This is a genomic window from Heyndrickxia coagulans DSM 1 = ATCC 7050 (assembly GCF_000290615.1).
Taxonomy (GTDB): Bacteria; Bacillota; Bacilli; order Bacillales; family Bacillaceae_C; genus Weizmannia; species Weizmannia coagulans.
Map to the genome: position 1 here is coordinate 1 of NZ_ALAS01000030.1, position 845 is coordinate 845.

Here is an 845-nt window from a genome sequence, read left to right on the forward strand (position 1 = left end):
CATAGGCTTGCCGGCTCAATGAATTTACCTTTCAACCGAGCGAGAAGGGAGCGACTGAACGGCAGAAAGCGCGTGCCGCAAGCGGTAGCTCTCTCCCGTAAACGCGAGAATGTGGGCGTGATGGACCAAACGATCCACCAGCGCTGCCGTCAGGCGGTTGTCCCCAAACACTCGATTCCACTGTCCAAACTCTAAATTCGATGTCACGATGACACTTTTTCGTTCATAACAATCGGCAATGATGTGAAACAGCAGTTCCGATCCCTGCTTTTGAAAAGGTACATAGCCGAGTTCGTCCAAAATCAACAGCTCGCATGTGTCGATTTGCCGTTTGAGCCGTCCGAGGGTGCCGCCTTTTAACGCTTCTTCGAGCTGGGCGACAAGATCGGCGACACGGAAAAACCGAACTTCATGGCCCCGTTCACACGCTTTTAATCCTAATGCGGTGGCGAGATGGGTTTTTCCTGTTCCCGGCGAACCTAAAAGCAGGACGTTCTGTTTTTGCTCCAAAAAGCGAAGGTCGCAAAGTTCTTCCTTCGAGGTCGTGGTTGGCCAATGAATCTGATCCGACCATTCATAATCTTTGAGCCATTTCAACTCCCGGAACTTCGCCTTCTTGATCAATCGAGCCTGTTTTGCTTTCTGACGGAACGACAGCTCCAACGCCAACACATCACGCAAAAACTGTTCCTTGGTCTCGTAGGCCACCTCCTCGAATCGATCCGCGATGTACGCCAAATGCAGGGCTTTACAAATCTCTTTTAAATCCATCTTCATGCCCGGCTTCCCCCTTCCCTTGACGGACAAAGACGTTGATCATACACATGTAAATCGGTTTCATAGTC

1 protein-coding gene is annotated in these 845 nt (G+C 50.5%); it reads right to left on the minus strand.

Annotated features, from left to right (window positions below; all coding sequences use genetic code 11):
• Positions 1-24: 24 nt before the first annotated feature.
• Complete coding sequence (gene istB, locus IC21_RS00960) at positions 25-777, minus strand: IS21-like element helper ATPase IstB (protein ID WP_035180281.1); 753 nt, start codon at positions 775-777, stop codon at positions 25-27.
• Between the last annotated feature and the right edge of the window lie 68 nt (positions 778-845).

Coding starts and splice junctions, on each gene's coding strand:
- istB (WP_035180281.1), bottom strand. CDS start 777: ATGAAGATGGATTTAAAAGAGATTTGTAAAGCCCTGCATTTGGCGTAC.